This is a genomic window from Nonomuraea sp. NPDC003201 (genome assembly GCF_053590415.1).
Window position 1 is genome coordinate 40162 of record NZ_JBSFTC010000034.1, and the last position, 26481, is coordinate 66642.

Genomic DNA, 26481 nt, shown 5'->3' on the forward strand with positions numbered 1-26481 from the left:
CATGACCCGTGGTCACCTAAAAGAAAGTTTCTTTATTGTTTCATTTGTTACACATGCATCACCCCCCGCCCGGAAGGGAAACAACGCCGTGTCCCGAATACTCACGCTCGTCTGCGCGGCCGTGCTGGCGCTGGCCGTGCCCGTCCCGGCGTACGCCGCCGGCGAGACGGTGAACGTCTGGCTCACCACCACCTCGGACGCCGGAGGCCGGAACGTCACCCGCGGCCTCGCGCAGCAGACCCCGATCGCCTTCGGCCCCGCCGGCGGCAGCGCCAACCAGACGATCACCGTCAACGAGGGCGCCACGTACCAGCAGTTCGAGGGCGGCGGCGCGTCGATCACCGACACGACCGCGTACCTGCTGCGCGGCGGCCCCGTCAGCGCGGCCACGCGGGACGCGGCCATGCGCAAGCTGTTCTCGCCCACGGACGGGATCGGCCTGTCGTTCGTCCGCAACCCGATCGGCGCCTCCGACCTGTCGCGCCCCGGCATGGTCTCGCTCGACGACACCTGCTGCGACCTCAACGACTTCGGCGCCAACGGCTACGACACCAACGTCCGCCTGCTGACCGTCCAGGCCAAGCAGCTCAACCCGGAGCTGCGGGTCAAGGGCGTGCCGTGGAGCGCGCCCGGCTGGATGAAGGACAACGGCCGGATGGACCAGATGGGCTGGCTGAAGTCGCAGTACTACGCCATGTACGCCCAGTACTTCGTCAAGTACGTCCAGAGCTACCAGGCCGCCGGGGTCCCGGTGAACTACATCTCCGTCCAGAACGAGCCCAACTGCTGCCAGGCGTCCAACCCGACCGCCATGAACTACCCCGGCATGAACTGGAACTCCTCCGGCCTCATCGAGCTGACCAAGAACTTCGTGTACCCGGCCTTCCGGGCCGCCGGCATCACCACGAAGGTGCTCGTACACGACTGGAACTACGGCGACTACGGCCAGATCGGCGGCCCCATCCTGGCCGACGCGGCGCTGCGGAACGACCCGCTGTTCGGCGGCATCGCCTGGCACGGCTACTTCGGCGACCCGGCGGTCGGCTCGCAGGTGCACGACCAGTACCCGTCGGTGCCCCAGTTCAGCACCGAGCACTCCGGCGGCACCTGGATCGGCAACCAGCACAACGAGGACATGGCCGACATCGTGAACTACACCCGCAACTGGAGCCGCAGCCTGGTCAAGTGGAGCCTGGCGCTCAACCAGCAGATGGGCCCGCACAACGGCGGCTGCGACACCTGCACCGGCCTGATCACGGTCCAGGAGGACGGCTCGCGCGCCGGCCAGGTGGACTACACGATCGAGTACTACACGACCGGCCACCTCACCAAGTTCGTCAGACCCGGGGCGTACCGGATCGACTCGACCGCCAACTCCACGGTGCAGAACGTCGCCTGGCGCAACCCCGACGGCTCCAAGGCCCTGATCGCCCACAACGGCGGCACCTCGGCCCAGTCGGTCAGGGTCAACTGGGGCAACCAGTCGTTCGTGTACACGCTGCCCGCCCGTACCACCGCGACCTTCACCTGGTCGGGCACGCCGGGCGGCAACCCGGCCGGCACGATCACCGGCCTGGCCGGCAAGTGCGTCGACGTGGCCGGCGGCAGCAGCGCGGACGGCGCCGCCGTGCAGCTCTACACCTGCAACGGCACCGCCGCCCAGCAGTGGACCCGCCCGGGCGACGGCACGCTGCGCGCGCTCGGCAAGTGCCTCGACGTGGTCGACCGCGGCACCGCCGACGGCAGCAAGCTCCAGCTGTGGTCGTGTTCGGGCGGCGCCAACCAGCAGTGGACCTACACCTCGGGCCGCGACCTGGTGAACCCCGCCGCGAACAAGTGCGCCGACGTCACCGGCAACACCAGCGCCGACGGCACCCGGCTGCAGATCTGGACCTGCACGGGCGCCGCCAACCAGAAGTGGACGCTGTCGTGATCACATGCCGGCGGTGAGGCGGGCGACCACCCGCATCTTGTTCATCGCGTCCAGCGCGGCCACCTTGTACGACTCGGCCAGCGTCGGATAGTTGAACACGGCGTTGACCAGGTAGTCGACCGTCCCGCCGCACCCCATGACCGTCTGCCCGATGTGCACGAGCTCCGTCGCCCCCGTGCCGAACACGTGGACGCCGAGCAGCCGCCGGTCCTCGGGGGAGACGAGGAGCTTGAGCATCCCGTACGAGTCGCCGATGATCTGCCCCCTGGCCAGCTCCCGGTACCGCGAGATGCCCACCTCGAACGGCACCTTGTCCCGGGTCAGCTCGTCCTCCGACCGGCCGACGAAGCTGATCTCGGGAATGGTGTAGATCCCGATGGGCGGCAGCTCGCGGGCGTCCTCGACCGGCTCCCCGCACGCGTGCTGCGCGGCCACCCGCCCCTGCTCCATGGAGGTGGCCGCCAGCGCGGGGAAGCCGATCACGTCGCCCACGGCGTAGATGTGCGACACCTCGGTGGCGTAGTTGGAGTCCACCGAGATGCGGCCGCGGGCGTCGGCGGCCAGGCCGGCGGCCTCCAGGCACAGCTCGGCGGTCTTGCCCTGGCGCCCGGCCGAGTACATGACGCAGTCGGCGGGGATCTTCTTGCCGCTCTCCAGCAGGGTCAGCGCCCCGCCGGGGCGGCGCTCGACGGCGGCCACGTTCTCCCCGAAGCGGAACGTCACGGCCAGGTCGCGCAGGTGGTACTTCAGCGCCTCGACGATCTCCAGGTCGCAGAACTCCAGCATGCGCTCGCGCCGCTCGATCACCGTCACCTTGGTGCCGAGGGCGGCGAACATGGAGGCGTACTCGATGCCGATGACCCCGGCCCCCACCACGACCAGGGTCTCGGGGATCCGGTCGAGGTGCAGGATCGCGTCGGAGTCGATGATCGTCCTGTCGTCGAACTCGACGCTGTCGGGACGGGCGGGCGAGGTGCCGGTGGCGATCACGACCTTCTCGGCGGTGATCTTCGTCTCCTCGGACTTGCCCTCCTCGTGCGTGATCCCGATCGTGTGCGCGTCCAGGAACCGGCCGGTGCCCTGCAGCACCGTCACGTGGTTGCGGGCGAGCTGGCTGCGGATCACCTGGATCTCGCGGCCGATCACGTGCTGGGTGCGCATCCCGAGGTCGGTGACCGTGATCTCGTCCTTGACGCGGTAGCTGGCGCCGTACAGCTCCCGCTGGTTGAGCCCTGTGAGATAGAGGACGGCCTCCCTGAGGGTTTTGGAGGGGATCGTCCCCGTGTTGATGCACACGCCGCCGAGCATGTGCCGTTTCTCGACCACCGCGACACGCTTGCCGAGCTTCGCCGCCGCGATCGCGGCCTTCTGCCCACCTGGCCCGGAACCCAGGACCACAACATCAAAGTCCGCCACACCGTCCAGTCTGCTGGTGGCGTGTTAACGGGAAAAGACCTGTCTGCGAGACTCCGAATTATGTTGCGCCCTTTCACCGAGGTTGACGTCTTCACCACCACCCCGTACCACGGGAACGCGCTCGCGGTCGTGCTCGACGGCCAGGGGCTGACGACCGAGGAGATGCAGCGGTTCGCCACCTGGACGAACCTGGCCGAGACCACCTTCCTGCTGCCGCCGACCACACCCGAGGCCGACTACCGGGTACGGATCTTCACCGCGTCCGTGGAGCTGCCCTTCGCCGGGCACCCGACCCTCGGCACCTGCCACGCCTGGCTGGAGGCCGGGGGAGTGCCGCACCAGGAGGGAGAGATCGTCCAGGAGTGCGCGGCCGGGCTGGTACGGGTGCGCGGCACCGCCGACGGGCCGGCCTTCCACGCGCCGCCCCTCGTGCGGTCGGGTCCCGTGGAGGAGCCGCTGGCCGGGCGGATCGCCGAGTCCCTCGGGATCGGGCGGGCCGACATCGTGGACATGGAGTGGGCCGACAACGGCCCCGGCTGGATCGCGGTGCTGCTCGCGGACGCCGAGTCCGTGCTCGCGCTGCGCCCCGGCCTCGTCCCCAACTACGTGGGCGTGGCGGGCCCCTACCCCGTAGGGGCGCCGTACGACTTCGAGGTCCGGGCGTTCACGCACGCGCACGGCTCCACCATCGAGGACCCGGTGACGGGCAGCCTCAACGCCTCCATGGCCCAGTGGCTGCTGCGCTCGGGCCGGGCCAAGGCCCCGTACGTGGCCAGACAGGGCACGGTGCTGGGCTTCTCCGGACGGGTGCACATCTCCACCGACGCCGAGGGGGACGTGTGGGTGGGCGGCTCCGTACTGACCTGTGTCACCGGCCAGGTCGAACTGTGAACCGCACCTCGTCGCCCGGCCGCAGCTGGGCGGCGACCGGCAGGTCCGCCTCGCGTACGACGCCGATCACCGGGTAGCCGCCCGTCGGCGGGTGGTCGGCGAGGAAGACGATCGGCTGCCCGCTCGGCGGCACCTGGATCGCCCCGGTGACCATCCCCTCGCTCGGCAGCTCGCCCTCCTTGGCCCTGACCAGCTCGGCGCCGCTCAGCCGTACCCCGACGCGGTTGCTGTCCTGGCTCACCGAGTACGGCCGCGCGCACAACTCGGCCAGCGCGTCCGGCACGAACCAGTCGTCCCGCGGCCCCGGCGTCACCCGCAGCACGGCGGGCCGGGGCCCGGGCGGCGGCGCCAGGTCGACGGAGATCACGCCTTCGGGCCGCCCGACGGGCAGCAGCGTGCCCGCCCGCAGCGGCTCCGGGCCGAGCCCGGACAGCGAGTCGGTGGAGCGGCTGCCGAGCACCGGCTCCACCGCGATCCCGCCGCGCACGGCCACATAGGTGCGCAGCCCCCACTCCGGCATGCCCAGCCGCAGCTCCGTGCCCTTCGCGACCCAGTACGGCGCTCCCATCCCCGCCGCGCTGTCCACCGGCGCGCCCGCCAGCGCTACCCAGGCTCCGTCGTGGAACAGCAGCCGCGCCATGCCGAACGTCAGCTCGATCCCCGCCAGCCCTTCCGGGTTGCCCACGAGCCTGTTGGCCAGCCGCAGGCTCGGCGCGTCGGCCGCCCCCGAGCGGGGGACCCCCAGGTGGGCGAGGCCCGGCCGCCCCAGATCCTGGACGGTCGCGTACGGCCCCGCCGCCATCACCTCGATCATGTGGGTTGAAATCGTACGCGCATGCCCGGCCTGAAGAGCGACGGCGGGTCGGCCGTCACGTCCCACACCCGCACGGAGGTGCGCCCGATCAGCCGCCACCCGCCCGGCGAGGCGCTCGGATAGACCGCCGAGTACGGCCCCGCCACCGCCACCGACCCGGCCGGCACCGACGTGCGCGGCGTGTCGAGCCTGGGCGTCTCCAGCACCGGATCCAGCCCCGTGAGATAGGCGAACCCCGGGGCGAACCCCAGCCAGCCCACCACCAGCTCCCGCCCCGAGTGCCGGGAGACCACCTCGTCCACCGGGATCCCGGCCAATACCGCCACTGAATCGAGATCCGCCCCGTCATAGACGACGGGAATCGTCACGACCTCCCCCTCGGCCGCCCGCGCACCGGCCCTGTCCTTCTCGCGGCCGACGACGTTCGCGAGAAGCGCCCGCAGCCGCGCCTGATCCGCCCCAGGAGCCACCACGAGCACCGTCTTCGGCCCCGGCACGATCTCCACCACCCCGGCCGGCAGATCGGCCCGCAGCGCCGCGTCCAGCCGGTGAGACAGCTCCAGCGAGCCGGTCTCCACGAGCAGCCCGTGCTCCCCGGCCGCCCGGATCACGCGAACGCCTGCAGGACCACTCCGGCCGCCAGCAACGCGTCCCGCACCCCCTGCGCCAGCCGGACGGCGTCAGGCGTGTCCCCGTGCACGCAGATGGAACGTGCCGAAACCGGGACAGAACTACCGTCGATGGCCGTCACGGATCCTTGCACGGCCATCCGGCACGCTCGGTCGGCCACCGCGGCGGGGTCGTGGATGACCGCGCCCGGCTCCCTGCGCGACACCAGCCTCCCCTCGGGGGTGTACGCGCGGTCGGCGAACGCCTCGTTCACGGTCGGGACGCCCGCGGCGGCCGCCACCGCGTGCACCACCGAACCGGGCAGCGTGAGCACCGGCAGCGAGGGGTCGTAGTCGGCCACCGCGTCGATCACCGCCGCCGCCTGCACCTCGTCGCGGCAGATCCGGTTGTAGAGCGCGCCGTGCGGCTTGATGTACGAGACCCGGCCGCCCATGGCCTTGGCGATGCCGTCGACGGCCGCAAGCTGGTACAGCACCTCGGCGCACAGCTCCTCCGGCTCGGCGTCCATCTCCCTGCGCCCGAAGTGGGCCAGGTCGCGGTAGGACACCTGCGCGCCGATCGTCACCCCGCGGTCGACGGCCGCCGCGCACGTGCGTCTGATCGTCACGGGGTCGCCCGCGTGGAAACCGCAGGCCACATTGGCGCTCGTGACGATGTCGAGCAGAGCGAGGTCGTCGCCCAGCCGCCAGACGCCGAACCCTTCACCCAGGTCGGCGTTGAGGTCGATCACCATGGCAGTAGAGGCTATCTCGGCGCCTATCTCGGTGCGACGAACAACGTCTGGATCGCCGTGCCGACTTCACCTGTCCCGTCGTACAGGGTGGACCGGGTCAGGCCCCTGCCGGACGGGCCGACGACCGTGGCGGCGTCCATGCAGATCCACTCGCCTTCAGGGGCGCGGAACAGCGAGATGGTCAGGTCCACGTTCACGAACACGTGCGTGTCGAAGCCGAGGGCGGCGCTGACGCCGTTGCCGCTGTCGGCGAAGGCCGCCAGGCGCTCCATCGGGGTGAACTCCTCGCCCTCGACCAGCGGGACCGTGAACCTGCCCCAGACCGTGGCGGGGCCGGGCCGCGTGGGGCCGCCTTCGGCGAAACGCCAGTCGAGCGCGCGGCCGTACCCGAATCCCGAGCCGAGCCACGAGCGGGCGGCCTCCTCCGAGGGCGGCGGGACCGGCCCCGGCGGCCCGGGGACCGGCGAGGCGGGCGTGTCGGCCGTACGGATGCGCCAGGCGCTCGCCCTGGCGTACTCGCGGCCGCCGGACGACACGCTCGCCGACAGGCACTGCACGCGCTTGCCGTCGCGGGTCACGTCGGTGGTGATCTCCAGCTCGGCCACGGGCACGGGGGCGAACACGTCCACCACGAGCTTGGACAGTTCCAGGCCCGGGCGCGGGGCGGTCTGGGCCAGCTCGTGGACGATCAGGGCGGTGACCGGGCCCATGTGCTGGGTGCGCGGGTCCCACGGGCCCTGCGTGTGCTCGGAGGCCCGGTAACGCCCTTCGGTCAAGCGGGTGTACATCGCCATAGAAGAAAATTCTACGGCGGTCCGCGTCCGGCGGCCCGTCGCGGGGACCGTTCCTAGAACTCGTCCGGGATGTCGGCGATGTCGTCCAGCGCCGCCGCCAGCTCGTCGGGGTCGCCGCCGATCCGCTCGGCGATCTCGATCAGCACGTGAAGCACATCGTGGCGGTCGTGGCCGAGGTCGAGCAGGCGCTGCGCGGCCTCCCACAGCTGCGGCGGGTCGCCCTCCCACAGCCGGGTGGCGATCTCCTCGTGCCAGGCCAGGTGCTCCTGGTCGATCGCGTCGCCGTGGTCGATCTCGAGCAGCGTGCGCCGGTCCGCCTGGTCGGCGGGGTTGAGCTTGTCGAGCTCGATCCCGTTGTGCACGCCCTGCAGGTACGGGAACGCGAAGACCCGCCTGGCCAGCGCCGACAGGTCGCCGTCCGGCAGCAGCCGCTCCAGCAGCGGCCGGTCGAGCCCGAAGGACGTCGGATCCCGGTACGCCTCGGGGAACTTGCCGATCGCCTCCCACACCGCGTCCAGCGTGGCCTTGAGCCCCTGCTCCGGCAGGCCAGTGCGGTGGGCGGCGAAGCGCACCCACGCCGACAGCACGTGCGGCATCGCCTCCTGCTCGGCCACGCTCAGCATCACCTTGCGCGGCAGCCAGTCGAGCAGGAACGTTTCACATTTGGTCGGGCTGACCCGCAGCGGACGGTTGAAGTCCTGGTCGCAGCCGTAGTCGATGATGTGGTCGGCGCAGCGCGAGGCCGCCGACGGGTCGGACAGGTGCTCGGCCGCGTCGGACGCCAGGAACTCCGCCGCCAGCATGGCCCGCCGCTCCCTGCTGTACGGGGCCTCGGTGTGCCGCGGCGCCGGACGCTTGCGCCCGGGAGGCAGCGCCTTGAGCCTGGCGCGGGCGAAGGCATGGTAGGCGCTGTAGCTGTCGCTCACCGGCGGCGGCGTCTTCGGCTCCCTGGTGGCCTTCATGGCCGACTCCAGCAGCGCCCTGGCCTGCTCGGGCTCGATCTCCTCGAACAGCAGCAGCGGATTGCCCGCCGCCTCGGCCCTGGCCTGCTCCAGCAGCTTGTCGACCTGCGAGGACACCCAGGCGTCCCGGGCCATGCCGCTCATGTTGTAGTCGACCACCATGACGAGCGCGTGCCGGTCGACGGGCAGCGAGTCCTCGTCCCAGCGGTAGGCGAAGGTGCAGATCACCGTGTCCTGGTCGCCGTAGGAGTCGCGGGAGACGTAACAGCCCGCCGGCTTGACCGCGCCCACCCGGTCGGCCCAGCCCGGTCTGGCCACCCCCGACTCCATCATGGCCAGCGCCGCGCCCTCGGCCTTGGCGCCCTGGCGGGCCGTGCCCAGATAGGCCAGGCAGATGAGCAGCGTCAGCGAGGCCGGCGTGCCGGCCTTGGCGGCGTAGTCGACCAGCCCCTCCCCGAGCACCTGCTCCACGTCGCCGCCCCTGACCCGCCTGCCCCACCAGGCCCCGATCATGTCGGAGACCATCAGCTCCGCGTCCAGAGGGGTGCGTACGGCGAGCAGCTCGCGAGCCGCCTGCACCATCTCCTTGAACACGTCGTCTGGCGGGGTGCTCTCCCGGGGATCTCGTCGGTGTCGGCGCACACCCTCACTCTCTCGTATTCCAGGCGCAAACGGTGCGGAGAACTCGGCCTGGTGACCCCGATGTTATCGGGGACTTCTGGATGGGACTTAACTCGACTTCCGGGCTTTTGTTTGACTACCGGGAACTTCGGGGCGGAGGCGCTGAGTTGACGATCGCGAGCAGATGCTCGCGAGCGATGCGCTCCACGATCTCCGGCGTCGCCGAGACGCCGAGATGCTGCGCACACGCGCACACGTCGGCCACGCAGCGGTCGATCGTGTCCACGGGCACGGTCAGGAACTCTTCGGCCAGCCTGAGACTGACCGGCTCCCGCAGGAACCGTGTGGCCAGAGCGAGCATAGAAGTGAGATTCCTCTGGAGACCAGGGGGCAAACCCCCAGGAATGTCGGCAGGGCGACTTGCGCTCTCATTTCACCTTTTCTCGGGCGGCTGTCAAGGCTCCGCGGCGGTTGTGTTCACTTCACCCGGTGCCTATTCGTGCGAAGCTGTCTCCATGCGCATCCAGCTCGCCCAGCGGAGCGAGGCAGACGAGCTCCTCGGCCGCAGCCCGCTCGCCCTGCTCGTCGGCATGCTGCTCGACCAGCAGATCCCCATGGAATGGGCGTTCACGGGGCCATACACGATCTCCGAGCGTCTGGGCCACGACCTGACCGCCGGGGAGATCGCCTCCTACGACCCGGAGGCGTTCGCGGCGCTGCTGGCCGAGAAGCCGGCCGTGCACCGCTACCCCAAGTCCATGGCGGCCCGGGTCCAGCAGCTCGCCGCCTACTTCGTCGAGCACTACGACGGTCAGCCGGAGAAGCTGTGGGCAGACGCCGCCGACGGCAAAGAGTTGCTGAAACGACTGATGGCCCTGCCGGGATACGGCAAACAGAAGGCCCAGATTTTTCTGGCATTGCTGGGGAAGCAGTTGGAGGTCCAGCCGCCGGGCTGGCGGGAAGCGGCCGGACACTATGGCGAGGAGGGGTCGAGCCGGTCGGTCGCCGACGTGGTCGACGCCGACAGCCTGGCCCGAGTGCGAGCCTTCAAGCAGGAGGCCAAGCGCGCGCCGAAGTAGTTGGGGCCGGGGTCTCGGCCCCGGCGATCGAGCGCTGTAACCTGATCTTGCTGCGCAATGTGGAGCGACTTTGACAGGATGCGTAGACCCTAAAGGCGACCGGGCCGCGACGGGGGCTTCCGTCCACACATGCCCATCGCCGATGATGTACTGCAGAATCCGGTCGCCCGGAGCTGCGCTACGCCGATACACAGTTATGGAGATGTGCCGCGTGGGAGACCCTGGCACGCGACGGAGGTGCGGACCATGAGTGCCGAGACCTCCGTTCCCCGTCCCCGGGAGTCGGATGTGGACATCTCGGACTCCGCTCTGTTCAAGGGCATGCTGTCGGAGGCCGAGTTCGCCTTCGCGTTCTTCGACGGCGACGGCCGCATCCAGCGGGTCAACGACGTGTTCAGCGACGTCGTCAACGTGCCCGCCGAGCGCATGGCCGGCAGGCTGCCGGTCGAGGTGCTGGCCGCCGACCTCAGTCAGATCATCACCCACGCCGTGCAGGCCGTCATCGAGACCGACGCGCCCGTCACCGAGGGCCGCGTACGCGTGCGGACGGCGGAGGGCGACACCAGGCACTGGTCGCTGTCGTTCTCGCCGGTCCACGACGAGGCGGCGGGCGAGCTGCGCGCGATCGCGCTCGTCGGGCTCGACGTGACCGAGAGCCGCCAGACCGAGGAGGCGCTGCGCCGCAGCGAGGAGCGCTACCGCTCGCTCGTCGAGGCCCAGTCGCAGCTCGTCTGGATCACCTCCCCCACCGGCGCGGTCGTCGAGGACGCTCCCCAGTGGCGCGCCATCACCGGCCAGGGCCTGGAGGAATACCTCGCCAACGGCTGGCTGGAGGTCGTCCACCCCGAGGAGCGCCAGCAGACCGAGGAGGCCTGGAGGGAGGCGCTGCGCGGGCGCACCATGTTCGAGTGGAACTACCGCGTGCGCACCCGGGCCAGCGGCTACCGACACTTCGAGGTACGGGCCGTGCCGATCATCAGGCACGGCCGGGTCGTCGAGTGGGTCGGCGCCAACACCGACGTCACCCCGCAGCGCGAGGCCGAGGAGATGCGCGGCCGGCTGACCGACCAGCTCGGCGCCGCCGCCCTGCGCACGGCCCGGCTCCAGGGCGCCACCGCCCAGCTGGCCGAGGCCCTGACGGTCGAGCAGGTGGTGCAGGTCATCATCGACGTGGGCCGCACGGCCCTGGCCGCCGACCGCTCGGCCGTGGCGCTGCTCGACCCCGACCGCGCGGCGCTCAAGCTGATCAACGGCGAGGGCATCATGGAGGCCTCCGGGATCACGGGTGACGAGATCCCGCTGTCCCACTCCAACGTGATGACCATGGCCGTCAACAGCCGCCGTCCGGTCTTCGCCGAGTCGCCCGAGTCGCTGAAGGCCCAGCTGCTCGAGGCGGGCGACGACGAGGAGATCCTGGCAGGTTTCATCACCCACGGCGACGAGCGGGCCTGGGTGGGCCTGCCGCTGCTGGCGGCGGGGAGGGCTCTGGGAGCGCTCCGATTCTCCTTCACGAGGCCGGTGAAGATCTCCCAGGAGGACGGCGTCTTCCTGGAGGCGCTGGCCGGCCAGTGCGCGCTGGCGGTCGAGCGGGCCACGCTGTTCGAGCGTGAGCACCGCACCGCCGAGACGCTGCAGCGCAGCCTGCTGCCCGACCGCCTGCCCGTGATCAAGGGCCTGGTGCTGGCCCAGCGCTTCCGCTCGGGCAGCCGCCACGTCCAGGTCGGCGGTGACTGGTACGACGCGTTCGTCCTGCAGGACGGGCGGGTCGCGGCGGTCGTCGGCGACGTCATGGGCAAGGGCGTCAAGGCCGCGGCGGGCATGGGCCGCATCCGCAACGCCATGCGGGCGCTGGCGCTGACCAACCCGCCGCCCGCGGCCGTGCTGACGGGGCTCGACCGGGTCTTCGAGGCCACGGAAGAGGAAGAACAGGTCACGACTTTGGCGTACATGGTCGTGGAGCCGGTCACCGGCGAGGGCACTCTGGCCCTGGCCGGCCACCCGCCTCCCGTCCTGGTTTCGCCGCAGGGCACGGCGATCCTGTGCGACGGCGAGCCCGGCACTCCGCTAGGCTGGCCGACCAGCCGCAGGCAGTTCCGGTTCGTGGTGCCGCCCGGCCATACCGCCGTGCTCTACTCCGACGGCCTCGTCGAGAACAGGAAGCGCGGGCTGGATGCCGGATTGGCAGACCTTTGCAGTGTTGTGACCGAAGCTCCGCCTGAAGTTGTGAGTAGTCCGCACATGTTGCTGGACTTCCTGGTTGACCGGATGTTGTCTGGATATGAACAGGATGATGACGTTACCGCGCTAGCAATTCACGTCCCGCCAGCCACGAAGAGTGACTGAATGAAACAGTCATAACGGTTGCTTTCGGGTATCAGTGCCCCGCTTACGTACGCACTACTGTCTCGGTCGGCCTAGGGTGGAGGTCAACCGCCGGGAGGTGGCCGTACGGAGCGCGGGGTCGTGCCAGAATGCTGTGCAGGTCCGTCGCGGTCCGCACGGCCTCACCGATCTCCGAGAGAGGCAACAGCCCCCCAGCGGGCATCTGGGTCCATAGTCGCCACGCGTTCGTTCGAGAGGTGTTCGTGTCGCCTGCAAGTTCGACTCGCTCGAAGCCACAAGAGCTGAACGAGCCCGTCATTCAGCGACTGCTCGAGCGTGGGCGCTCGCAGGGTTTCCTCGAGTCTGAGGATGTCCGTCAGGCCTTTGAGGAGGCGGACATCCCCATGTCGCACGCCGCCGCGTTCTTGCGGAACCTCAGCAAAGAGGGCGTGACCGTGGTCGTGACCGCCGCGGATTCGGCTGCGCCGAAGAAGTCTCGTGGTCCAGCAAAGCGCCGCACCGCTGCCCCCGTCAAGACCAAGACGGCAGCGGCCGCCAAAGAGCAGCAGCCCGAGACCGTGACCGCGGTCGTGGGCACCGCTGAAGCCGAGCCGGCCGCCAAGAAGGCGGCCCCTGCCAAGAAGGCCGCTCCGGCGGCGAAGAAGGCCGCGGCTCCCGCCGCCGCCAAGAAGGCCGAGCCGAAGAGCGCTGGGCCTGCCGAGACCAAGCCGAAGCCCGAGTCCCGGGCCGACGCCGACGACGACGAGGACATCGAGCTCGACGGCGACGTGGAGCTGGAGGACCTTGAGGATATCGACGTCGAGGACGACGAGATCGTGAGCGAGGACTCCGACTCCGAAGGTGAGGAGGAGTCCGACGACGAGTCCGACGCCGAGCCCAAGCCTTCCGAGGTCGCCGCGGTCCAGAAGACCGAGGACGAGGTCCTCATCCTGTCCGACGACGACGATGACGCCCCGGTCGCCCAGGTGGCCGCCGCCGGTGCCACCGCCGACCCGGTCAAGGACTACCTCAAGCAGATCGGCAAGGTCCCCCTGCTCAACGCCGAGCAGGAGGTCGAGCTCGCCAAGCGCATCGAGGCGGGCCTGTTCGCCGAGGAGCAGCTCGGCGGCGGGGAGACCGAAGGGCTGCCGGTCGACGTCAAGGCCGAGCTGGAGTGGATCGCCGAGGACGGTCGCCGGGCCAAGAACCACCTGCTGGAGGCCAACCTCCGGCTCGTGGTCTCGCTGGCCAAGCGCTACACCGGCCGTGGCATGCTCTTCCTCGACCTGATCCAGGAAGGCAACCTGGGTCTGATCAGGGCCGTCGAGAAGTTCGACTACACCAAGGGCTACAAGTTCTCCACCTATGCCACGTGGTGGATCCGGCAGGCGATCACGCGTGCCATGGCCGACCAGGCGCGGACCATCCGCATCCCGGTCCACATGGTCGAAGTGATCAACAAGCTGGCCCGCGTCCAGCGGCAGATGCTGCAGGACCTGGGCCGCGAGCCCACGCCGGAAGAGCTGGCCCGCGAGCTGGACATGACGCCCGAGAAGGTCGTCGAGGTCCAGAAGTACGGCCGTGAGCCCATCTCTCTCCACACCCCGCTGGGTGAGGAGGGCGACAGCGAGTTCGGCGACCTCATCGAGGACTCCGAGGCCATCGTCCCAGCCGACGCCGTCAGCTTCACGCTGCTCCAGGAGCAGCTGCACTCCGTTCTCGACACGTTGTCGGAGCGGGAGGCGGGCGTCGTCTCGATGCGCTTCGGTCTCACCGACGGGCAGCCGAAGACGCTGGACGAGATCGGCAAGGTTTACGGGGTCACCCGTGAGCGCATCCGCCAGATCGAGTCGAAGACCATGTCCAAGCTGCGCCACCCCTCGCGCTCCCAGGTCCTCCGGGACTACTTGGACTAACACGCACGAATCCCCGCCCCGCCCGGTCCTTCCGCGCGGGGCGGCGGCATTCCCACCCACCATCCCACCCCGCATCTGCCGGGCCCTGGTCTCACGCCCCGCCACCACCCAGCCGACGGCTCTGCTGCACGCCCGCTATCCAGCCGACGGCACTGCCCCACGCCCCGCCACCCAGCCGACGGCGCTGCTGCACGCCGCGCCGGACCGCTGACGGCTCTGCCGTACTCCCCGCACCGCCGCTGGATCATGGTCGCTCGTCGCGCCGTTGGCATCTCGACTGCACCTCCACCGCCTCACCGCACCGGCCGATGGCACCGCCGTTGCGCCCCCGCCACCGCCCCACCACACCGGCCGTTGGCACCTCGGCTGCACCCCGCCCCTCCGCACCGGCCGCTGGCACCGCCGCTGCGCCGTCGGTGGTTTCTCGCAGTCCCCAACGCCTCAGTTGCACCATTGCCGCGCCGCCACACCCCGACAGCACCGCCGCTGCAGCGTCGATGGCTTGTCGCACTACCGCCCCCACGGCACCACGGGCGGCTCGTTCGCGCTCCCCCGCACCACGGGGGCGCCCCCGGGTCGCATCGCTGACGCCGCGCATATCCAGCGTCGCGGCCGTGCGACACGCCCGGGCAGCCCGCGATCGAGCGAAACTCCCAAGGCGCTGCCCCGACGATCGTGGCCCGCAGCCCGCAACGTGCCTCCGACACGCCCGGGCAGCCCGTGGTTGTCCGAAACGCTCAAGGCGCTGCGCCGACGATCGTGGCCCGCGACCTGCAACGTGCCTCCGACACGCCCGGGCAGCCGGTGACCGTGCGAAACGCCCAAGGCGCCGCACCGACGATTGTGGCCCGCAGCCCGCAACGTGCCTCCGACACGCCCGGGCTCAGGCGCATCCGCCTCGCCCGAGCCCGGATGTATGCCCCCGTGCCAGCGACGGTCAGCAGTCCCAGCACCTCCACCGCACGCCCACCGCCCCCGCCTCGCCCGTTGTGGCACGGCGCGTGGAGACGTACCCCCGCCTGAGGGTCGTCGCTACGGACGGTCACCGTCGAGAGGTGGCATCACCAGGGCGGGCCCGCCGTTGAACGGCTCCCGGCGATGGGCAGTAGCCGCGGTCCTTACGCCGGGTCGGTGACGTGGACGTCGAGGGTCCAGGGGCGGTTGGCGCGGGCGGGCTCGGCCAGGTCAATGGTGTACCCCAGGGCATCGAGGGTCTTGGCCAGCTCATCAGGGGTGTCCGGGGCGGTGTCGTGCCGCAGAAGGGCTCGGGCGATCTCGCCCCGGGTGGCCTTGGCCATGTGGCTGACGACCTTGCCGTCCCGGAACACCCGTACCGTCACCGACCGCGCACCAGGCTGCCAGGCGCTCGCGTACGTGGACGAACGGAGATCCACCACCAGCCCCGGCACCCGGTCCAGCTCCTTGGCGATCAACGGACGCCAGAACGTGGCCAGCCCGCCGAGAACCGGGAGATTGACGCCCATCGAGAGCCGGTACGGCGGGATGAGATCTGTGATTCTCACCACACCCCACAGGCCGGAGAAGATCAGCACCGACTCCTCCGCCCGCCTCCGCGCCTCGTCGTCGAGGGTGCCCAGCCCGAGGTTGTCGTAGAGGACGCCGGTGTAGAGATCGGCGGCCGGCAGGGTGGGGGCGGTCTTGAGGGCGGCGTTCTTGACCAGCTCGCCCGCCAGCCCGGGTGTGAGGCCGAGCACGTCGAGGGCGTCGCGGCGCTTGGAGGCCCGTACGAGCGCGTTCAGCACGCGCTTGCGGGCCTTGTCGAGGGCGGGGAAGGACAGCTCGCCGACGGGCGGCCCGCTGCCCTCGGGCGCCTTCCCCTCGGACGGCGGCAACAGGATCAGCACAACCCCTAACCTTATTGCTCCTGGTCGGAGGCTCTCCCGCCGTCCCCGTCACGATCTTTTACGGTGGCCCAAGCGGGCACCACCCGCCGACCATGGCCGGGCCCTGTCCAGGGTGACGCTCACCGGGTGGTCATGGCCGGCCGCCGCAACGGCGCCCCCTGGGCCACGTTCTTCGCCGAATCGTCGGCCTCGGCCGCAGGCTCCGGCATGGCGGCGAGTCCAGCTCCGGCGTCGGCCCGGCCCTGCGGCACGATGTTGAAGCGTTCTGGGGAGGCTTCAGCCCCGGCAACCGGCGCCCGGCAGGCAGGAGGGTAGGCGTATTTGGGGGTCGGCTAGGCTGCGCGGGTGAATTTCGACCTCCTTGTCCATGAGGCCTGGCCCGCCTATGAGCAGCGCGTTCACGACGGATGGGTGCTTCGTTACGCCGGTGGCGTGACCAAGCGGGCCAACTCGGTACTCCCTCTGGACGAGCCCGCCGACCTGGACGGGGCGATCGAGGCGGCGGAGGCCTTCTACGGGGAGCGCGGGGTGCGTTGCGTCTTCTCGCTGGGGCCGAACGCCACACCGGGGCTGGACGAGGAGCTGGAGCGGAGAGGCTATGAGCTGGTCGATCCGACCGTCATCATGGCCGGCTCGCCCGCTGGCCCTCCGCCCCGGTACCAGGTGAGGATCGAGCACTGGCCGTGGCAGGGCTGGCTGGAGACGTGGTGGGCCGTGGACGGTCGTTACGGCACCGGGTTCGAGGAGGCGGAGCGCATCTGCACCGGGGTGCCCGCCTGGTACGCGGCGTTCGAGGAGGACGGCGTGGCGCTGGCCGTCGGCCGGGCCGTGCCCCAGGCCGGCACGTACGGTGGCCCTCGGGACGAGGCGTCCCCGCAGAGCGACACGCTCGGGATCTACTGCATGGCCACCCTGCCCCAGGCCCGCCGGCGAGGACTGGCTCGTGCGGTCATCAGGGCGCTCGTGCGGCATGCGGATGCGAAATCCGCCTACCTGGTCACCACGGCCCCGAACCTGGCCGCGCAGGCTCTCTACCGTGGTGAGGGATTCGAGATCGTGGACCGGTACCACTATCGGGTCCGCTGACCGGCCCACTGTCGCTTTGGGCACGGCCGCTGCTTTGGGCACGACCGCGTCGTCATCGATCCCGGTGGCCGCTCTGGGGCTCTGGCGTCCTGAGAAGTCGCGCGTCTGCCTGCCAAATCACGCGTCTGCCCGTGAAACAGCGTGAAGCGGCGTGCCTGCCAAGTCACGTGCCTGCTCATGAAGCGGCGTGCCTGCCCATGAAGCGGCGTGTCTGCCTGCGAAGCGGCGTGTCTGTCGCGAAGTCGCGCGTCTGCCTGCGATGTGGCCGGTCTGCCTGCGAAGTCGCGCGTCTGTGTGTGCATCAGCCGTTCCACTCGTATAAACCCCGTTCTCCGCGCATGACGGCGTGTCTCCGGGCATACCCGAGTGACTGAACGCAGAACGGCGGCCCCGGGCGGTGCCGGGGTCGCCGTTCTGCGTTGTCGCTATATGTGGTTATCTCAGCACGACAGGCGCTGCGTCAGCGCTCGTCGTTGGGGGCATTTGAAGGGGTTTCGCTGAGTCGAGCCGACTCGTCCAGGATGTCGGCACCCTTTTCGCGCAGCGCTGCGATGTGCTGACGCCCGTGGTGGGCGCAGAACAGCAACTCCCCACCCACAGGCAGGGTCGCGCGAATGTAGGCCTGGGCACCGCAGCGGTCGCAGCGGTCGAGGGCCGTCAGCGGCTTAACGGGGGCGAGAGCTCCAGTCACGTATCGCCTTTCGGGTCACCCCCGCCGAAGCGAGGATCTGGCGTCAGTCACTTGGAACAACATCTAACCGGACGTGGACGTTCCCAACCTCCCCCTCTCTACGCCCAGAGCGGAATGTGTCCCAAAGTAATGACGATCAGCCGGTTGGTAACAGCAAACGTGTCGGCATGGCAAGCTTGTACGCGCGCGTGTGGGAAGAACGGTAAGCTACGCACACGTGTTCGATGCCTAGACCAGGGGAGCTGGAGTGACGCTAGTGGAGGCGGGTTACACGGCTCGTCACCTGTCGGTGCTTGATGGCCTGGAAGCAGTTCGCAAGCGCCCTGGTATGTACATCGGGTCCACCGACAGCCGCGGGCTCATGCACTGCCTCTGGGAGATCGTGGACAACGGCGTCGACGAGGCGCTCGCGGGGCACTGCGACCGGATCGAGGTCGAGCTCTACGCCGACGGCTCGATCGAGGTGCGCGACAACGGCCGGGGCATCCCCGTCGACATCGAGCCCAAGTCCGGTCTGGCCGGGGTCGAGCTCGTTTACACCAAGCTGCACGCGGGCGGCAAGTTCGGCGGTGGCGCCTACGCCGCCTCCGGTGGCCTGCACGGCGTCGGCGCCTCCGTGGTCAACGCCCTGTCCTCGCGGGTGGACGTCGAGGTCGACCTCGACGGCCAGATACACGAGATCAGCTTTCGCCGCGGCGTCCCCGGCGTCTTCGACGGCCCCGGGCCCACCGCGAAGTTCAAGAAGAAGTCCGGCCTGCGCATCGGCGACAAGCTCCCCAAGAACGTCACCGGCACCCGCGTGCGCTTCTGGGCCGACAAGCAGATCTTCCTGCCCGACGCCGAGGTCTCGCTCGACGAGATCCACGTGCGCCTGCGGCAGACCGCGTTCCTGGTGCCCGGCCTGACGCTGGCCGTCTTCGACAGCAGGCACGAGGAGCGCACCGAGGAGGAGTTCCGCTTCGACGGCGGCATCTCCGAGTTCACCGAGTTCCTGGCCCGCGACGAGGCCGTGTGCGAGGTGCTGCGGCTGCAGGGCTTGGGCCACTTCCACGAGACCGTGCCGGTCCTCGACGACCAGGGCCACATGACGCCCACCGAGGTGCAGCGCGAGCTGGCCGTCGACGTGGCGATCCGCTGGGGCAAGAGCTACGAGTCGACCGTCCGCTCGTTCGTCAACGTGATCTCCACCCCCAAGGGCGGCACGCACCTGACCGGGTTCGAGCGCGGCCTGGTGCGCACGGTCAACGAGTTGCTGCGCGAGACGCGCCTGCTGAAGAACGCCGACGACCCTGTCACCAAGGACGACATCTCGGAGGGCCTGACCGGCGTGGTCACGGTCCGGGTGCCGGAGCCGCAGTTCGAGGGCCAGACCAAGGAGGTGCTCGGCACCTCGGCGGCCACCCGCATCGTCTCCCACGTGGTCTCCCGTGAGCTGAGGGAGCTGTTCACCAACCCGCCGCGCGGCTTCAAGCAGCAGTTGCGTGCCGTGCTCGAGAAGATCGTCGCCGCCGCCAAGGCCCGCATCGCGGCCCGCGAGCACCGCGACAACCAGCGGCGCAAGACCGCGCTGGAAAGCTCGGCGCTCCCGGCGAAGCTGGTCGACTGCCGCAGCGACGGCATCGACCGCAGCGAGCTGTTCATCGTCGAGGGTGACTCGGCCCTTGGCACGGCCAAGCTGGCCCGCGACTCGGAGTTCCAGGCGCTGCTGCCGATCCGGGGCAAGATCCTCAACGTCCAGAAGGCGTCCGTGAGCGACATGCTCAAGAACGCCGAGTGCGCCGCCATCATCCAGGTCGTCGGGGCCGGGTCCGGGCGCTCGTTCGACATCGAGGCCGCCCGCTACGGCAAGGTCATCCTCATGGCCGACGCCGACGTGGACGGTGCCCACATCCGCTGCCTGCTGCTGACCCTGTTCCACCGCTACATGCGGCCGATGGTGGAGGCGGGGCGCGTGTTCGCCGCCGTGCCGCCGCTGCACCGCATCGAGCTGACCAACCCCGGGCGGGGCAAGGAGAAGTACATCTACTGCTACTCGGACGCCGAGCTGCAGAAGGTGCTGCGTGATCTCGAACGCCGGGGCAAGCGGTGGAAGGACCCCGTGCAGCGGTACAAGGGTCTGGGCGAGATGGACGCCGACCAGCTGGCGGAGACGACCATGGACCCGCGCCACCGCGTCCTGCGCCGGGTCCGCATCGAGGACGTCGAGGAAGCCGAGGCCATCTTCAACCTGCTCATGGGGAGCGAGGTGGCGCCTCGGCGGGAGTTCATCGTCAACAGCGCCGCCGAGGTCGACCGCGACCACATCGACGCCTAGCTGTTCCGCCGTCCGGTGAGGACGTGGAGCTGCTCTGTCGTCCGGCGAGGACGTGGAGCTGCTCTGTCGTCCGGCGAGGACATGGAGCTGCTCTGTCGTGCGGTGAGGTTGGGTGCGCGGCGGGAGTCTGGGAGGCCCCCACCGCGCTCAGGGAGAGACCGCCTGGGGTGCCCAGGGTGGCTGGTGAGCTCGCTGTGAACGGTCGGGGGAGTTCCTGAGGCATGCGCGCGCGGCTCTGAGGCGCCATCCAGGGCCGTTTGGCTATCTCCTGGAGTGGTACGCCGGGTCGCGGCTAAGCGCGGCCTCTCGGGGCTCTGACACGCGGAGCGGGCTCCAGATCGCTACGCGTGCGCCGCGGGCTCCTCGCTGAAGGTTCTCAGGGCCTTTGTGCGGGCCGCTCGGGTTGTCCCAGGGTGACGATGTCCGGGCCGCTCGGGTCGTCTCAAGGGCCGTGGTGTGCGGACTGCTCGGCTGCGAGGGTCCTGACTTTGGATGCGCGGGCCGCTCGGGTCGTTTCAAGGGCCTTGATGTGCGGGCTGGGGGATGGGAGGGGAGGGATAAGTGGCGCCAGATCGTGCGCCAGTGTTCCACCTGCTCCCGTATGTCCCCCTCCGGACAAGCGCAGGCCGCCAGGCAGGCGGCGACGGACGCCTCCACGAACTCCAGGCGCGGCAGCTTGGGCAGCCCCGACCCCGCCGGCGCGTACGAGATCGTGCTCGGGGGAATGACGGCGACTGCGGTCCCCGAGACGACCTTGGTTCCACCGAGCCCGGACAGACGTCGCATCGACGGCGAGCCCGCCCACAACCGCAACCGGCGCAGTGCCCCCACGAAGTCGTCCGCGCTCGTGCCGTCGGGGACGGGGGGAGAGCTCAGATCGCCCAAAGCGCGACCTCTCGCACGCGCCCAGGGCGGGTCAGGGGCGCCCGGTCATGTTGTACGGCCGCACAACCGGGCACCACTCAGGTCAGATGAATTCTTTCAGAACGCGGCAGGCGTCAGCCGGCCCGTGCGGACGTCGTAGATGGCTCCCGCGATCGGCATGCCCTCCGGCAGGAACGGGCTGGTCCTGATGCGGGTGAGGTCGTGGCGGAGCGCCTCGGTCTGGTCGGGGACCGTGTGGAACTCCAGGCTGCGGGTGTCCACCCCGCGTTCCTGGGTGAGGGCGTGGACATCCGGGTCGGTGACCTTGGCCATGCCACAGTCCGTGTGGGGCATGACGAGCACGCGTTCCACGCCGAGCAGGTAGACGGCCAGCACCAGGGTGCGCAGGACGTCGTCCGTCACCCGGGCGCCCGCGTTGCGCAGGATCTTGGCGTCGCCGGGCTTCAGGCCCAGCAGGCCGAGCGGGTCGATGCGGGAGTCCATGCAGGTCACGACGGCCAGCCCACGGCCGGCGCGGCCGGTGAGGCCGGAGTCTCCGAACTTCTTGGCAAACCTCGCGTTGGCGGCATACAGGTCGTCGAACGCAGTCATGCAACAAATGATGCACTGCGCCCCAAAGTCAGTGATGCACGGGGTGGCGACTGGCTGGAGTTGGCAAACGTCCCACGAAAAACCGTCACCTTGCGTGATGATGTCGTAGCCGTATGTACGTGATCGAAGAAGGTTTGTCGTGAGTAGGTCCGAATCGCTCGCCGAGTACCTCCGTGCCCAAGCCCGGCGCCGCCTCGACCGCGTGGAGTCCAAGGACGGCGGTCGCAACGCCAGGCTGGCCCTGGCTCTCCTCGACACCGCCGCCTACGCGGCCAGCCTGCCCGAGGACGATCCGCTGATCCTCATGCTGGACCAGGCGGGCTGCTACGGGCCCCTGGGGTGCGAGAGCTTCGACCCCGGCGAGGGGGGCAACCAGCTGATCCGCCATTGGGACGGCGGCGAGCCGCACGAACTGCTGCTGGCCCTCCCGCCCGCCGTCAGCGCCGCCGGCGCCTGAGCGGCACGCCCACTCGCCGCCCGCGGGCTCCGCCACGCGGGTGCCGCCGGGTTCGAGCACGTCGAACCCGGCGAGCATGCGTGCCACCCTCTCGCGGCCGCGGCGCCCTCGCACGCCTCCTTGGCCGCCGCCCCCACCCCACCGCCAGGGCCGACCAGGTGACTGCCGGGGGCAGGCAGCGGGGCACCCCAGGCTGGCTTGCCGAGGTCGGTCGGCCGTCACCGCGTCCCGGTGCTGCTCGGCTGGGCACCGCCCGGTGAGCGGGGCCGGAACCGGATCACGCGGGCGCGTTGCCCGGCTTCCACTTGATGCCGCAGCCGAGCGACGGGTTCTGCTCCCCGGGCACCGGCTCTCCCTCGAGCACGGCGTCGATGGCCGCGCGCAGCGACTCGCCGGTCACCGGCACCGAGTTGCCCGGCCTGGCGCCGTCGAACTCGCCGCGGTAGACGAGCTGCAGGTGCGCGTCGTACAGGAAGAAGTCCGGCGTGCACGCCGCCCGGTAGGCCCTGGCGACCTCCTGGGTGTCGTCCAGCAGGTACGGGAACGCGAACCCGGCCCGCGCCGCCTGCTCCGCCAGGTGTGTCGGATCATCGTCCGGGTAGTTCACGCTGTCGTTGCTGCTGATCGCGACGATGGAAAGCCTGGCGCCGTAGTCGGCGGCCAAGGCGCCGAGGCCCTTCTCGATGTGGCGCACATACGGGCAGTGGTTGGACAGGAAGACCACCAGAGTGGCGGGCGAGCCTTTGAGATCCGCGAGTGAGACACTGCCGCCGTCGATGGCGGTCAGGTCGAAGGCGGGTGCTGGGGTGCCGAGCGGCACCATGTACGAGTTGGCAGCCATGGCATCCATTCTCGTCTGCGGATGTGCCCGCAAAACGAAGACCTGCCCGCAGAACGAATCTGAGAGGTGAATCGCGTGAGTGGCATCGCGGAGTTCCGCACTGTCGTGCTCGACTGTCCCGACCCCAGGGCGCTGGCCGAGTTCTACTCCCGGCTGCTGGGATGGCCCGTCACCTATGCCGATGACGAGTGGGTGGTGGTGAGCGACGGCGGGGCTCCCAAGCGGGTGGCCTTCCAGCTCGCGCCCGACTTCCGGCCGCCCACCTGGCCGGATCCGGAGCGCCCCCAGCAGTTCCACCTCGACGTGACGGTGGTCGACATGGACGAGGCGGAGAAGCAGGTGATCGAGATCGGCGCGACCAAGCACGAGCACCAGCCGAGCGAGGACGGCAGTTTCCGGGTGTTCCTGGATCCGGCCGGACACCCGTTCTGCCTGTGCCGCGACTGACGTGAGGGGCTGCCCCCGCCCTGGCGGGGACAGCCCCTCCTGACCTCAGCGGGCGGCCTGGGCCAGCAGGTCCACCGCCTTCCTCAGGTTGCCCGCCGCCAGCTCGTGGTCGGCCGCCGCCTGCAGGTCGGGCCACCTGCCCGCGCTCTGCGCGAGGTCCCTGGCCACCGACACGACGGCGTCGTCCACGGTGTACGCGTCCGTCTTCGACCGTTCGAGCAGCGTCGCGGCCGTGCCCAGGGCGCCCAGGACGGCCCGCGCGTCACGTACGGACCCGTCGGCGTTCCAGGCGCGCGCGGGCAGCGCGAGGAGCGACGACGCGGCCTTGGAGAAGCCGTCGCCGGAGGCGAGCCGGTCGCGCGCCGCCTTGAGCCGGTCGCGGGCCCGGTCGGTGCGCAGCCCCCACCCGTAAGGCCAGAGCGGGTCATACGCCGCGTCACCCACGTTGATCGGCAGCTGCGCCACCGAGCGGAACCAGGTGAACGGCAGCCGCCCCGTGTACGGCACCGCCCCGAACAGCGGGTCGGCCACCCCCGCGCCCTCGGTGCCCGGCAGCCAGGAGGCCACCACGGCCTCGACGCCCGACAGGTCGCCGAGCTGCAGCGGACGCCCGGAGACGACCAGGACCGCGCACTTCATCGCCCCGCACACCTTGTCGATCGCGGCCCGGTCGGCGGCCGACAGCTCCAGCGTGCGCCCGGCGCGGCCCACGTCCCCCTGTCCCTCGGCGTACGGGGTCTCGCCCACCACCACGACGCCCACGTCGTGTCCGGCCAGGTCGGCCGAGGCGTCGCGCGAGTACGTCACGGAGGACGCGCGGGAGCGGATGCCCGACAGGATCGTGGTGCCGGGGGTGATCGGCCCGGACGAGCCCTGCCAGCTGATCGTCCAGCCGCCGGTCTGGTTGCCGATGTCGTCGGCGTTCGAGCCGGCCACGTAGATCCTGGCGTCGCGGCGCAGGGGGAGCAGGCCGCCGTCGTTCTTCAGCAGCACCTGCGACCTGCCCGCCGCCGTGCGCGCGACCGCCCGGTGCGCCGCCGAGCCGACGTCGTCGATCCCCGATCGGTCGGCGTACGGGCGCTCGAACAGCCCCAGCCGGAACTTCTGGGTCAGGATCCTGGCGACCGCGTCGTCCACCCGGCCGACCGGCACGCGCCCGGCCTCGACCTCGGCCTTCAGCGTGCTCTCGAAGGCCGGGTAGGCGTACGGCACCATGATCATGTCGAGCCCGGCGTTGACGGAGGTGCGCACGTCGCTCGGGTAGTCGCCGGGGATCTGGTCGATGGCCTGCCAGTCGCTGATCACGAACCCCTTGAAGCCCAGCCGGCCCTTGAGCACGTCCGTGATCAGCTCCTTGTGGGCGTGCATCTTGAGCGGGCCGTCACCGAAGTCGACGCTGGAGAACGACGGCATGACGGTGGCCACGCCGCGCTTGACCGCCTCCACGAACGGCGCCAGATGGACCGCCTCCAGCTCCTGGCGGCCGACCTTGGTGACCCCCTGGTCGATCGTGTAGTCGCCGCTGGTCGAGGAGCCGTACGCGGTGCCGCCGTCGCCGACGTAGTGCTTGGCCGTGGCCAGCACCCCGTTGTCCTGCAGGCCGTCGATGACCGTGGCCATCCGCGACACCAGCGCCGGGTCCTCCCCGAACGACTCGTAGGCCCGCCCCCACCGGTCGTCGCGCGACACGCACAGGCACGGCGCGAAGTCCCAGGGGATGCCGGTGGCCTTGACCTCGCGGGCGGTGATCTCGCCCGCCCGCTCGACGAGGTCGGGGTCGCGGGTGGCGCCCAGGCCCACGTTGTGGGGGAAGATCGTCGCGCCGACCACGTTGTTGTGGCCGTGCACGGCGTCCACGCCGTAGATCAGCGGCACCTGGAGCCGGGTCCGCTGCGCCTGGAGCTGGAAACCGTCGATCATGTCGGCCCAGGCCCGCGGCGTGTTGGACGAGGGGGTGGAGCCGCCGCCCGACAGCAGGGAGCCGAGCACGTACGTGGCGATGTCGCTCTGCTTGCCCAGCGCGCCGCGCTCGGCCTGCGTCATCTGCCCGATCTTCTCGTCCAGCGTCATCCGCCCGATCAGGTCGGCGACGCGTTCCTTGATCGGTTTGCGGGGGTTCAGGTAGGGGAGGCCGTGCGCGTTGATCACGACCACCGGGGCCTCGGCCGGGGGCCTGGTGCCCGTGCCGGACAGCTCGATCGGGATGGTCTCGGCGACCTCGTCCTGGCCGTCCTTCAGCGTCCTGACCGTGAACGCCTTGGCGGCCCCGGACGCCGTGCCCGCGGGGAACGTCAGCGTGCCTTCGACGGGCGTGTAGTCGCCGCCGGGGGTCGCGGTGCCCGTACCGGTCCTGTAGGAGACGGCCAGGTCGGCGGGCAGGGGGCGGCCGTCGGCGGTGGCGACGGTGACGTTGACCTTGGCCTCGCCCTTCTCGTTCACCGGGTAGACGGGCCGGTCGGTGGACAGCCTGACCGGGCGCGGGGGAGCGGTCCCGTAGAGCTCGACCTGGTCCCACTCCAGCGTGCCCCGGGAGGAGGCCGGGAGGCGCATGGAGTAGCCCCACATGGCGACCAGGTCCAGCTCACCGTCGGACGGCGCGCCGCCGGGCTGGTAGTCGGCGCGCCTGGTGAAGCTCCCGAACGGCACCTTCACCTGCCGCCAGCCCGCCGTGTCGTCGGTGAACGACGACTCGAACAACTCGGCGGCGCCCGCCCCGCCGCCGCCGTCCTTGATCTCGAAGAAGATCTTCTGGCCCGAGGCGGCGCCGTTCACCCAGAAGGAGAAGCCCTCGTACGGGGACCAGTCCTGGGTGGCGGCCAGATCGTGCGACCAGCCGCCCCACTGGCTCACGGTGTAGACCGACTTGAGCACCCGGTTGGCCGCCGGGGCTCCCGGCCTGCCGGGGCCGGGCTCGGTCGTGAGCGTGGGGGTCGAGGCCGCGTCGTTGCCCCAGGCGTACACGCCTGAGGGAACGCTGTCCGACTCGAAATCGGTGATCGTGAGAGGGTCGGCGGCCACGGCCGCCCGTGGTGCGACGATCAGGGCGGCGACCAGGGAAAGAGCCACCCATAACGGGTGTCTGGCTCGGAACACGGTACCTCCAGTAGGAGAGAGAGCGCTCTCTCAGGAGAGATCGGTGCCGATCCGTGATTCATAACAACGGAGCGGGCGCCCGCTGGTCGCGGGCGCCCGA

Annotated in this window: 21 protein-coding genes; 9 read left to right on the forward strand and 12 right to left on the reverse strand. The window is 70.3% G+C overall.

Annotation, left to right across the window (positions count from 1 at the left end):
• The first annotated feature begins 88 nt into the window (after nucleotides 1–88).
• Nucleotides 89–1933, forward strand: a complete 1845-nt coding sequence (locus ACWDX9_RS16025; protein WP_449954069.1) for a ricin-type beta-trefoil lectin domain protein — start codon at nucleotides 89–91, stop codon at nucleotides 1931–1933.
• Here ACWDX9_RS16025 and sthA read toward each other — a convergent pair whose 3' ends face one another.
• The gene (gene sthA, locus ACWDX9_RS16030; protein WP_449954072.1) at nucleotides 1934–3349 is read right to left on the reverse strand and encodes a Si-specific NAD(P)(+) transhydrogenase; all 1416 of its coding nucleotides are present in this window, start codon (nucleotides 3347–3349) and stop codon (nucleotides 1934–1936) included.
• Between the two features lie 60 nt (nucleotides 3350–3409).
• Between sthA and ACWDX9_RS16035 the strand changes: the two genes are divergently transcribed.
• A complete protein-coding gene (locus ACWDX9_RS16035; RefSeq protein WP_449954075.1) occupies nucleotides 3410–4240 on the forward strand; it encodes a PhzF family phenazine biosynthesis protein in 831 nt (276 codons plus the stop codon).
• Here ACWDX9_RS16035 and ACWDX9_RS16040 read toward each other — a convergent pair.
• The 6 genes from ACWDX9_RS16040 to ACWDX9_RS16065 all read right to left on the reverse strand — a co-directional run bounded on the left by ACWDX9_RS16040 (nucleotide 4218) and on the right by ACWDX9_RS16065 (nucleotide 9155).
• Nucleotides 4218–5054, reverse strand: coding sequence for a 5-oxoprolinase subunit C family protein (locus ACWDX9_RS16040; protein ID WP_449954078.1), 837 nt, complete (start codon nucleotides 5052–5054; stop codon nucleotides 4218–4220). The genes ACWDX9_RS16035 and ACWDX9_RS16040 overlap by 23 nt on opposite strands.
• On the reverse strand, nucleotides 5051–5665 hold the full coding sequence (locus ACWDX9_RS16045) for a 5-oxoprolinase subunit B family protein (protein WP_449954081.1): 615 nt from the start codon (nucleotides 5663–5665) through the stop codon (nucleotides 5051–5053). Before ACWDX9_RS16045 ends, ACWDX9_RS16040 begins: the two co-directional genes overlap by 4 nt.
• Nucleotides 5662–6417 carry a LamB/YcsF family protein gene (locus ACWDX9_RS16050; protein ID WP_449954084.1) on the reverse strand — a complete coding sequence of 252 codons (756 nt, stop codon included), beginning with the start codon at nucleotides 6415–6417 and terminating at the stop codon, nucleotides 5662–5664. Before ACWDX9_RS16050 ends, ACWDX9_RS16045 begins: the two co-directional genes overlap by 4 nt.
• A gap of 23 nt (nucleotides 6418–6440) precedes the next feature.
• Nucleotides 6441–7211 (reverse strand): thioesterase family protein, encoded by a 771-nt coding sequence (locus ACWDX9_RS16055; protein WP_449954087.1) that lies wholly within the window; start codon nucleotides 7209–7211, stop codon nucleotides 6441–6443.
• Between the two features lie 53 nt (nucleotides 7212–7264).
• Nucleotides 7265–8755, reverse strand: coding sequence for a hypothetical protein (locus ACWDX9_RS16060; protein ID WP_350739327.1), 1491 nt, complete (start codon nucleotides 8753–8755; stop codon nucleotides 7265–7267).
• A 175-nt stretch (nucleotides 8756–8930) separates the two neighbouring features.
• On the reverse strand, nucleotides 8931–9155 hold the full coding sequence (locus ACWDX9_RS16065; protein WP_185078019.1) for a hypothetical protein: 225 nt from the start codon (nucleotides 9153–9155) through the stop codon (nucleotides 8931–8933).
• A gap of 154 nt (nucleotides 9156–9309) precedes the next feature.
• On the opposite strand from ACWDX9_RS16065, the gene ACWDX9_RS16070 reads away from it, so the two are divergent.
• The 3 genes from ACWDX9_RS16070 to ACWDX9_RS16080 all read left to right on the forward strand — a co-directional run bounded on the left by ACWDX9_RS16070 (nucleotide 9310) and on the right by ACWDX9_RS16080 (nucleotide 14111).
• A complete protein-coding gene (locus ACWDX9_RS16070) occupies nucleotides 9310–9873 on the forward strand; it encodes an HhH-GPD-type base excision DNA repair protein (RefSeq protein WP_449954089.1) in 564 nt (187 codons plus the stop codon).
• Between the two features lie 246 nt (nucleotides 9874–10119).
• On the forward strand, nucleotides 10120–12216 hold the full coding sequence (locus ACWDX9_RS16075; protein WP_355204572.1) for a SpoIIE family protein phosphatase: 2097 nt from the start codon (nucleotides 10120–10122) through the stop codon (nucleotides 12214–12216).
• A gap of 242 nt (nucleotides 12217–12458) precedes the next feature.
• Entirely contained in the window at nucleotides 12459–14111 is a 1653-nt protein-coding gene (locus ACWDX9_RS16080) for an RNA polymerase sigma factor (protein ID WP_449954092.1), read from the forward strand.
• Between the two features lie 1118 nt (nucleotides 14112–15229).
• Here the strand turns inward: ACWDX9_RS16080 and ACWDX9_RS16085 are convergent.
• Nucleotides 15230–15976: a YaaA family protein gene (locus tag ACWDX9_RS16085; RefSeq protein WP_449954095.1), complete on the reverse strand. Its 747-nt coding sequence runs from the start codon at nucleotides 15974–15976 to the stop codon at nucleotides 15230–15232.
• A gap of 345 nt (nucleotides 15977–16321) precedes the next feature.
• Between ACWDX9_RS16085 and ACWDX9_RS16090 the strand changes: the two genes are divergently transcribed.
• Nucleotides 16322–17062: a GNAT family N-acetyltransferase gene (locus ACWDX9_RS16090; protein WP_449954098.1), complete on the forward strand. Its 741-nt coding sequence runs from the start codon at nucleotides 16322–16324 to the stop codon at nucleotides 17060–17062.
• A 460-nt stretch (nucleotides 17063–17522) separates the two neighbouring features.
• Here the strand turns inward: ACWDX9_RS16090 and ACWDX9_RS16095 are convergent, their stop codons facing one another.
• Complete coding sequence (locus tag ACWDX9_RS16095) at nucleotides 17523–17753, reverse strand: DUF7455 domain-containing protein (RefSeq protein WP_139635676.1); 231 nt, start codon at nucleotides 17751–17753, stop codon at nucleotides 17523–17525.
• A gap of 247 nt (nucleotides 17754–18000) precedes the next feature.
• Here ACWDX9_RS16095 and ACWDX9_RS16100 point away from each other — a divergent pair, with 247 nt between their 5' ends.
• Nucleotides 18001–20067, forward strand: coding sequence for a DNA gyrase/topoisomerase IV subunit B (locus ACWDX9_RS16100; RefSeq protein ID WP_449954101.1), 2067 nt, complete (start codon nucleotides 18001–18003; stop codon nucleotides 20065–20067).
• Between the two features lie 981 nt (nucleotides 20068–21048).
• On the opposite strand, the gene ACWDX9_RS16105 is transcribed toward ACWDX9_RS16100, so the two are convergent.
• Nucleotides 21049–21543, reverse strand: a complete 495-nt coding sequence (locus ACWDX9_RS16105; protein ID WP_449954104.1) for a beta-class carbonic anhydrase — start codon at nucleotides 21541–21543, stop codon at nucleotides 21049–21051.
• A 139-nt stretch (nucleotides 21544–21682) separates the two neighbouring features.
• Between ACWDX9_RS16105 and ACWDX9_RS16110 the strand changes: the two genes are divergently transcribed.
• Complete coding sequence (locus ACWDX9_RS16110) at nucleotides 21683–22000, forward strand: hypothetical protein (RefSeq protein ID WP_350739125.1); 318 nt, start codon at nucleotides 21683–21685, stop codon at nucleotides 21998–22000.
• Between the two features lie 277 nt (nucleotides 22001–22277).
• On the opposite strand, the gene ACWDX9_RS16115 is transcribed toward ACWDX9_RS16110, so the two are convergent.
• The gene (locus tag ACWDX9_RS16115; RefSeq protein ID WP_449954107.1) at nucleotides 22278–22841 is read right to left on the reverse strand and encodes a thioredoxin family protein; all 564 of its coding nucleotides are present in this window, start codon (nucleotides 22839–22841) and stop codon (nucleotides 22278–22280) included.
• 75 nt (nucleotides 22842–22916) lie between these two features.
• On the opposite strand from ACWDX9_RS16115, the gene ACWDX9_RS16120 reads away from it, so the two are divergent.
• Nucleotides 22917–23288, forward strand: coding sequence for a VOC family protein (locus ACWDX9_RS16120; protein ID WP_449954109.1), 372 nt, complete (start codon nucleotides 22917–22919; stop codon nucleotides 23286–23288).
• Nucleotides 23289–23333: 45 nt separating this feature from the next.
• On the opposite strand, the gene ACWDX9_RS16125 is transcribed toward ACWDX9_RS16120, so the two are convergent.
• Complete coding sequence (locus ACWDX9_RS16125) at nucleotides 23334–26354, reverse strand: glycoside hydrolase family 3 N-terminal domain-containing protein (protein WP_449954111.1); 3021 nt, start codon at nucleotides 26352–26354, stop codon at nucleotides 23334–23336.
• Nucleotides 26355–26481 lie beyond the last annotated feature (127 nt).

What these genes read in the sequence shown, in the direction of transcription:
- ACWDX9_RS16035 (WP_449954075.1), top strand. Translation starts at nt 3,410, where the DNA reads ATGTTGCGCCCTTTCACCGAGGTTGACGTCTTCACCACCACCCCGTAC.
- ACWDX9_RS16040 (WP_449954078.1), bottom strand. Translation starts at nt 5,054, where the DNA reads ATGATCGAGGTGATGGCGGCGGGGCCGTACGCGACCGTCCAGGATCTG.
- ACWDX9_RS16050 (WP_449954084.1), bottom strand. Translation starts at nt 6,417, where the DNA reads ATGGTGATCGACCTCAACGCCGACCTGGGTGAAGGGTTCGGCGTCTGG.
- ACWDX9_RS16055 (WP_449954087.1), bottom strand. Translation starts at nt 7,211, where the DNA reads ATGGCGATGTACACCCGCTTGACCGAAGGGCGTTACCGGGCCTCCGAG.
- ACWDX9_RS16060 (WP_350739327.1), bottom strand. Translation starts at nt 8,755, where the DNA reads ATGGTGCAGGCGGCTCGCGAGCTGCTCGCCGTACGCACCCCTCTGGAC.
- ACWDX9_RS16065 (WP_185078019.1), bottom strand. Translation starts at nt 9,155, where the DNA reads ATGCTCGCTCTGGCCACACGGTTCCTGCGGGAGCCGGTCAGTCTCAGG.
- ACWDX9_RS16070 (WP_449954089.1), top strand. Translation starts at nt 9,310, where the DNA reads ATGCGCATCCAGCTCGCCCAGCGGAGCGAGGCAGACGAGCTCCTCGGC.
- ACWDX9_RS16075 (WP_355204572.1), top strand. Translation starts at nt 10,120, where the DNA reads ATGAGTGCCGAGACCTCCGTTCCCCGTCCCCGGGAGTCGGATGTGGAC.
- ACWDX9_RS16105 (WP_449954104.1), bottom strand. Translation starts at nt 21,543, where the DNA reads ATGACTGCGTTCGACGACCTGTATGCCGCCAACGCGAGGTTTGCCAAG.
- ACWDX9_RS16115 (WP_449954107.1), bottom strand. Translation starts at nt 22,841, where the DNA reads ATGGCTGCCAACTCGTACATGGTGCCGCTCGGCACCCCAGCACCCGCC.